Source organism: Actinomadura sp. NPDC048955 (assembly GCF_040649435.1).
Classification (GTDB): Bacteria; Actinomycetota; Actinomycetes; order Streptosporangiales; family Streptosporangiaceae; genus Spirillospora; species Spirillospora luteofluorescens.
This window is the reverse complement of sequence record NZ_JBEZJI010000029.1, coordinates 100,430-107,886: the sequence shown is the minus strand read 5'-3', so window position 1 is coordinate 107,886 and position 7,457 is coordinate 100,430. Positions and strand designations below refer to the sequence as shown.

Sequence of the window (7,457 nt, the reverse complement as noted above, 5' to 3'; positions counted from 1 at the left end):
TGTTTCGGGCCCCCAGGGCCCGAAACAAAGACACTGCGTGCGATCGCTGGCATCGCTCCGGCTCGCCTTGCGGCTCGCTGCGCGATCAGTTTCTTGCTTCGCTTGAAACTGCCTTCGGACGCGATCGCGGCCCTTCAGGTTGCTGCGTGGTTGCGGCGTCGGCTGAGGTTGTCGCAGTAGTGGCTGCCGGTCAGTGAGCAGCTGATCAGGTTCTCGCTGCCGCCTCGAAATTCCCCAGAGCGCACTTCATTCCAGGCTTCGCGGAGGCGCGACGGCCGATGGCGACAACCCCTTCGCCCTGCCCAGCGATCAAGTGCTACGCGCCATTCGCTACTGCGATGACCTCAGCCCGCACCAGAGGCACGCAACACCCTCAGCCCGCACCGCAACCACGCGACAACCTCAATGGTTGCGATCGCGTCCGAAGGCAGGTTCGAGCTTGCGAGAACCTGATCGCGCAGCGAGCCGCAAGGCGAGCCGGAGCGATGCCAGCGATCGCCGCAGTTCACGACGATGGAGGGCCGCCAGGCCCGAAGGAGGAGAGCACTGCCGTAAACACGCTGCGATCGCGTCCGAAGGCAGGTTCGAGCTTGCGAGAACCTGATCGCGCAGCGAGCCGCAAGGCGAGCCGAAGCGATGCCAGCGATCGCCCGCGTTTTTCGACGATGGAGGGCCGCCAAGGCCCGAAGGAGGAGAAAAAGGCTATAGATACAGCCCAGTGCCGTGTTCTGGGCGTTCGCTGGCTATGGCGTGGAGGTCGCGTTCGCGCATGACCAGGTAGTTTTCGCCCTGGATTTCGACTTCGTACTGGTCGCCGGGGTGGTAGAGGACGCGGTCGCCGGGCTTGACGATGCGGACGTGGTGGCCTACCCCGCAGACTTCTCCCCAGGCCAGCCGGTTCTGCTGTTCGACGGTGGCGGGGATGACGATGCCGCCGGTGCTGCGGCGCTCACCGCTGTCCTTCTCGGTCTTGATCATGACGCGGTCGTGCAGCATCTGGACTTCGAACTTCGGCTCGGACACGCGGGCGAGTTTATCCGCCCGCGCGGGTAGGAACGTTCCTCGCGGTTGGGGTCAGGGGAGGGAGGCGAGTCTGGCGTAGACGCCGGGGTAGCCGGGTTTGCCGCAGCCGTAGCCCCAGGAGACCAGGGCGGCGACGCGGCCGTTGGCGATGAGGGGGCCGCCGCTGTCGAACTGGCAGGAGTCGGCCTTGGGGGATCCGGCGCAGAGCATGTCGGCCGGGTCGTAGGAGTCGCCGTAGGCGCGCCGGCATGCGGCGTCGCCGGGTAGGGGCGCGGTGGCGGCCCGGAGGCGGGTGTTGAACAGGTCGTTCTCGGAGGTGAAGCCCCATCCGGCGATCTGGGCCGTGCGGGCGGTGCCGGGGGTGCCGAGGGGCGCGGGCGGGCGGTTCACGCGGCGCGTGAGGGTCAGGACGGCGAGGTCGTGGTGGCTGACGGTCTCGCCCTTGAAGGAGGTCTCGCGGTACTTCGGGTGCATGCGTACGGACTTGACGGTGACCGTCTCGCCGCCCCGGTCGGTGAGGTCGTCCCGGCCGAAGGTGACCGTCAGGACGCCGGGCACGGAGCGGAACATCGAGACGCAGTGGCCGGCGGTGATGAGCTGATTCGGCCGGGTCAGGACGCCGCCGCAGAACTGTCCGGCCGGGCGGACGAAGAAGATCGGTGAGCCTACGGCGGCCAGCCACGGGTACCGGGCGGCGGACGTGGGGGCGCCGCCCATGACGGCGTGGGCGGGGGCGGGGGCGGCGAGCGGCGCGAGTCCCAGGGAGGCTCCTAGGAGCGCTAGGCCGAGGGACCGGCGGGACGGCAGGGCCATGGCCGCACTGTAAGCGATCAAGGCGTGGCGCGCACCCGTTTCCCGGCGGCGGCCTCGGGGGACCGTGCGGCCGGGTCCTCGTAGCGGGGGAACAGCGCCAGCGCGGCCAGCGCGAGCGCGAAGCCGCCCGCCCGGAGCGCGAACGGCCCGGTGTCGCGCGGCCACTGCTCGCCGAACAGGACGGTGCTGCTGAGGACCAGGTACGTGCGGCCGATGACGGTGAGCACGACCGCGACGATCGCGATCCGGCAGCGTTGCAGCGCGACCTGGAGCTGTCCGAGGGCGATGGCGGCGAGGCCGATCGTCAGGTACGGGTAGGGGGACTCCAGGACGGCCCGCACGCTGCCGGTGTCCTCGTAGAGGAGCGAGATGCCGCGGATGCCGGCCTCGGCCAGCCCGGCGCAGGCCCCGGCGCCGATGCCGTAGGCGACCCCGGCGAGCCTGCGGGCGTGCCGCCCGCCGGCGCGGCGGTCGCCGACCAGCCACACCAGGGCGGCGACGATCACGGCGGGGGCGCAGACGGCGAGCATGGTCCAGGGCCGGGCGAGCGTCCCGGTGAGGGTGGCGTCGGCGCGCGGCTCGCCCTCGGTCGTGGCCGACAGCCCGATCAGCCCGGTGGCGAGGACGAACAGCGCTACGCTCGCCCATTCGCGCAGGCTCAGCCGCTCGCCGAGGAACCCGACCGCGAAGGCGACGAGGAGCACCAGGCCGAGGGCGAAGACGGGCTGGGCGACGGCGAGCGGCACCGCGGAGAAGGCGACGACCTCGTAGCCGAGGCCGAGGAACAGCAGCAGGCCGCCGCCCAGCCAGACGGGGTCGGTCAGCATGAGCCGGGCGACGCGGAACGGGCGGCTGCCCCGCAGCGGCTCCATCCGGCGCGCGGAGACGCGGAAGACGAGGAAGGCGATGTAGTAGACGGTGGTGGCGAGCAGGGCGAGGGCGGCGTAGCCCAGGTCGTGACCCATCGGGAAAGACCCTTCGGCGGACGGGGGCGGGAAGAGTCGTCCGGCGCGCCTCGAAGCGACTCGCCCTGCCACCTTGCCCTCTCGCACCGCCCGTGACAAGGCCGTGACCCCCGACTACATGATCAATCGTAGTGGCGGCCGGTGGTGGACGACAGGCGGGCGACGAGGCCGCGCGGCAGGAGCCGGGTGACCCCGACGACGGCCTTGTACTGCGCCCCCGGGACGCTGACCTGCACGCCGCGGCGCAGGTCGCGCAGGGCGGCGGCGACGACGTCGTCCTTGTCCAGCCACATGAAGTCCGGGACGTCCGACATGTCCATCTGGGCGCGGTCGTGGAACTCGGTGTGCACGAACCCGGGGCAGAGCGCCATCACCCGGACGCGGCCCCGCGACCGCTTCCGGATGTCGGAGGCGACGCCCTGGCTGAAGTTCACGACCCACGCCTTGGACGCCCCGTAGGTGCCGCGCGTCGCGAACGCCGCGACCGACGAGACGTTGACGACGCCGCCCCGGCCGCGCGCCAGCATCCCCGGGAGGGCGGCGTGCGTGAGCCGCAGGACGGCCTCGCAGTGCACGCGCAGCATGGTCAGCTCGTCCGAGACCGGGACCTCCAGGAACACGCCCCTGTTGCCGAACCCGGCGTTGTTGACCAGCAGGTCGACGTCCTTGCGGACGCGCTCCTCCGCGGCGGCCAGGCCCTCCTCGGCGGACAGGTCGGCGGGCAGCGTCTCGGCGCGCACGCCGTAGTCGGCGCGCAGTTCCCCGGCGGTCCGTTCCAGGCGCTCGGCGTCGCGGGCCAGCAGGACCAGGTCGAACCCGTCGGAGGCGAGGCGGCGGGCGAAGGCGGCACCGATGCCCGCGGTCGCGCCGGTGATGAAGGCGGTCGGCATGGGACCGAGCCTAGGCTGCGTTCGCTACCGGGCGGTCGCGCGCCGCGCGCGGAAGTGCCGCGGGTCGGGGCGGCGGGTCGCGCGGCGGTAGGCGAAGGTGTAGCCCGGCCAGTTGTTGACGACCTTCCCGCCCGCCGTCATGTACCAGCTCTGGCAGCCCGCCTCCCAGACGGTCGAGCGCATCCGCTCCTGCATCTCCCGGGTGAACGCGTCCTGCACGTCCGGCCGGACGTCGATCCAGTCGAGGCCCGCGCCGCGCAGCGCCTCCACGCATCCGAGGACGTACCGGAACTGCGACTCCAGCATGTAGATGATCGAGTTGTGCCCGAGGTTGGTGTAGGGCCCGTACAGCAGGAACAGGTTGGGGAAGCCGCTGACGGTGATGCCGAGGTGCGCCTGCGCGCCGTCCCGCCACGCCTCGTTCAGCTCCCGCCCGCCCCGTCCGACGATCTTCATGGGGGACAGGAACTCGGTGGAGCGGAACCCGGTCGCGTAGACGATGACGTCGGCCTCGTGCTCGCCGCCCGCCGTCCGGATGCCCGCCGGGGTGACGCGCTCGATCGGGTCGGTGACGAGGTGGACGTTCGGCCTGTTCAGCGCCGGATAGTAGTCGCCGGACAGCAGGATCCGCTTGCATCCCATCCGGTACCCGGGGACGAGTTCGGCGCGCAGCGCCGGGTCGGGGACCTGCTCGGCGAGGTGCCGGCGGAAGCCGCGCTCCATGACCCCCATCAGCCGCGGGTACTTGATGAAGCCGAGCGCGCGGGCCTCGAACGAGGCGTAGATCCGGGCGCGGCTCAGCGACTGGAGCCACGGGACGGCCCGCAGCGCGGTCCGCTCCCAGTCCCGGTACGGCCGGTCCGGCTTGTCGATCACGTAGGGCGCGGACCGCTGGAACAGCGTCAGCTCCGCCGCCTCTCGGGCGATCTCCGGGACGATCTGGATCGCGCTCGCGCCTGTGCCGATCACCGCGACGCGCCTGCCGCGCAGGTCGGTGCCGTGGTCCCAGCGGGAGGAGTGGAAGGCCGGCCCCGCGAACGACTCGCGCCCCTCGATCGGGGGGAGTTCGGGCCGGTTGAGCTGCCCGCACGCCGAGACGAGCACCCGGGCCGCGAGGTCCCCGGTCCTGGTGGAGATCCGCCAGAGCGCCGCGTCCTCGTCGAACCGCGCCTCGGTCACCTCGGCGCCGAACCGGATCAGGTCCAGGACGCCGTGCTCGCGGGCGCAGTGCCGCAGGTACTCCAGGATCTCCGCCTGCGGCGGGAAGCGGCGCGACCAGTCGGTCTTGCGCTCGAACGAGAACGAGTACAGATGGGAGGGGACGTCGCAGGCGGCGCCGGGGTAGGTGTTGTCGCGCCAGGTCCCGCCGAGGTCGCCCGCCCTCTCCAGGATCACCACGTCGCGGACGCCGGCCCGCCGCAGCCGGATCGCCATCCCGATGCCGCCGAACCCGCTCCCGATGATCACCACGCTGTGCGTCATGGCCGTCCCGAACCTCGTTCTGTATCGGTACCTCCCGAGCGTAGGTGACCATGAAGTCACTGAGAAGGTGTCGTCGCGGCGCGTTTTGTCGGTCGGTTCTGCCAGCATCCCGGCATGTCCGACGACGATCCCGGTACGGTCCAGGCGCTGCTGGCGCGCGTCTGCGAGTCCGGCGAGCAGGGCCACCGGCTCGCCCTGCTCCTCGAAGAGGCCCTGCCCGCCGCCGAGCGCCTCGACGCCGGTGCCCTGCGCGAACTCGCGCCGCTGCTGAAGCGCCTCGAAGGCCGCTTCGCGCGGGCCGACGTCGCGATCGGGTACCGGGAGCGGATCGACCGCCGCCTGCGGGCTCTGCTGGCGAGCGTGGACGTGGCGTACCTGCCCGAGGGGATGCTCCCCGTTCACGACACGTGGGCGGCGCCGCTCCGGAAGCGGGTGCGGGAGGCGCCGTCGGCCGAGCTGACCCGGTTCGTCCGGCACCTGGTGAGCCTGTCCGCGCCGCGCCCCACGAGCAAGTGGCATCGGACGTGCGTCGCGCTCGCCGACGAGGCGGCCGCGCGCGGGGACGTCGCCGAATGCCTCCGCGTGCTCGCCGAGGACGAGCCGCACTGCCCCCGCGAGGACGGCCCGCACGACGAGTCCTGCGGCTACCACCACCTGGTCCACCCGCACCACGGTGACGTCGCGCGCGGCGTCCTCTGGGCGGCGGCCCTCACCGGCGGCCCCGAGGTCGTGCCCCGCCTCTGCGCGGTCGCCCTGCGGACGGGCACGTCCGGCCGCGACCTCTACGAGGGCCCCAAGCTCGCGGGCGCGGCGATCAACGCGCTGGGCGCGATCGACGATCCGGGCGCGCTGGAGGCGCTCTGGCGGCTCCGCGCGCCGGTCAGGAACCGCGCGCTGCGCAAGCAGCTCGACACGGCGCTCGAGGCGGCGGCCGGGCGGCAGGGCATCACGCGGGCCCAGCTCGTCGAGCGCACCGTCCCCGCCCACGGCCTCGGCCCGGACGGCTCGGTGGAGCAGGCCGCCGGCGAGCACACGGTGCGCGTCGCGGTCGAGGACGCGGCGACCGTCCGGATCACCTTCACCGGCGCGGACGGCCGCGCCTCCCGGACGGCTCCGGCGGCGGTCAAGGACGGCTTCCCCGACGAGCTGAGGCGGATGAAGGCGCTCGCCAAGGAGGTGCGGGCGACGCTGTCGAGCGAGCGGGCGCGCGTCGAGGGCCTCATGTCGCAGGACCGCGTCTGGCCCTACGCCGAATGGTGCGAGCACTACCGCGACCACCCGGTCACGGGTGCGATCGTCCGCGGTCTCATCTGGGAGTTCCAGGGGGAGGACGGCCTCTGGCACGCGTCCCTGGGCGCCCCCGCCGGCGACGCCGCGCACGTCAGGCTCTGGCATCCCATCCGGGCGGCCCTGGACGACGTGCGGGCCTGGCGGGAGCGCGTCGTCGACGAGCAGGTCCGGCAGCCGTTCAAGCAGGCGTTCCGCGAGATCTACCTCCTCACCCCCGCAGAAGCGGACACTGTCACCTACTCCAACCGGTACGCGGCGCACATCGTCCACTACCGGAGGCTGTACGCGCTGTTCAAGGAGCGGGGCTGGCAGGCGAACTTCCTCGGCCGCCACGACGGCGGCTACAACGGCGAGGCGCGCGGCGAGTTCGGCGGGGGCGAGTGGCGGGCGTGCTTCTACCACGAGCCGGTCGACGACGAGGACGGCTGGACGTTCGAGCACGCCGCGACCGACCAGGTCCGCTTCGAGCGCGGGCACGGCCGGCGCTGGCGGGAGGCGCCGCTCGCCGACGTCCCGCCGCCGGTGTTCAGCGAGGCGATGCGGGACGTGGACCTGTTCGTCGGCGTCACCTCCATCGCCGCCGACCCCGACTGGGCCGACCGGGGCGAGGACCGCCGCACCGCCTACTGGCGCGAGGCGGGCTTCGGCGCGCTGACCGCGAGCGCCGAGGTCCGCCGCGCGGCGCTGGAGCGCATCCTGCCGCGCACGAGGATCGCCGGCCGCTGCACCCTCGACGGCCGCCACCTGGTCGTGCGCGGCGAGTTGCGCACCTACAGGATCCATCTCGGGTCGGCCAACGTCGTGATGGAACCGGACGGCGCCTACCTGTGCGTCGTCCAGGGCCGCCGGGCCCCCGGCACGCTGTACCTGCCGTTCGAGGACGAGCGGCTCTCGCTCATCCTCAGCAAGGCGTTCCTGCTCGCCGCCGACCACACGATCGCGGACGCCTCGATCCGGCGCCAGATCGAGCGTTGATCACCTGAAACGTCCCGGA

At 72.5% G+C, this 7,457-nt stretch carries 6 protein-coding genes; 1 reads left to right on the top strand and 5 read right to left on the bottom strand.

Features of this window, described 5'->3' with window-relative positions:
- Positions 1-702: 702 nt before the first annotated feature.
- The 5 genes from AB0C84_RS26080 to AB0C84_RS26060 form a co-directional block, all read right to left on the bottom strand.
- Positions 703-1,023: a co-chaperone GroES gene (locus tag AB0C84_RS26080; protein WP_179847615.1), complete on the bottom strand. Its 321-nt coding sequence runs from the start codon at positions 1,021-1,023 to the stop codon at positions 703-705.
- 51 nt (positions 1,024-1,074) lie between these two features.
- Positions 1,075-1,836 carry a serine protease gene (locus AB0C84_RS26075; protein WP_361071165.1) on the bottom strand — a complete coding sequence of 254 codons (762 nt, stop codon included), beginning with the start codon at positions 1,834-1,836 and terminating at the stop codon, positions 1,075-1,077.
- Between the two features lie 17 nt (positions 1,837-1,853).
- The gene (locus AB0C84_RS26070) at positions 1,854-2,801 is read right to left on the bottom strand and encodes a DMT family transporter (protein ID WP_179847617.1); all 948 of its coding nucleotides are present in this window, start codon (positions 2,799-2,801) and stop codon (positions 1,854-1,856) included.
- Between the two features lie 122 nt (positions 2,802-2,923).
- Positions 2,924-3,691, bottom strand: a complete 768-nt coding sequence (locus tag AB0C84_RS26065; RefSeq protein ID WP_361071161.1) for an SDR family oxidoreductase — start codon at positions 3,689-3,691, stop codon at positions 2,924-2,926.
- Between the two features lie 24 nt (positions 3,692-3,715).
- Positions 3,716-5,173: an NAD(P)/FAD-dependent oxidoreductase gene (locus tag AB0C84_RS26060; protein WP_361071158.1), complete on the bottom strand. Its 1,458-nt coding sequence runs from the start codon at positions 5,171-5,173 to the stop codon at positions 3,716-3,718.
- Positions 5,174-5,287: 114 nt separating this feature from the next.
- Here AB0C84_RS26060 and AB0C84_RS26055 point away from each other — a divergent pair, with 114 nt between their 5' ends.
- On the top strand, positions 5,288-7,438 hold the full coding sequence (locus AB0C84_RS26055) for a DUF4132 domain-containing protein (RefSeq protein ID WP_361071155.1): 2,151 nt from the start codon (positions 5,288-5,290) through the stop codon (positions 7,436-7,438).
- The last annotated feature ends 19 nt before the right edge of the window (positions 7,439-7,457 follow it).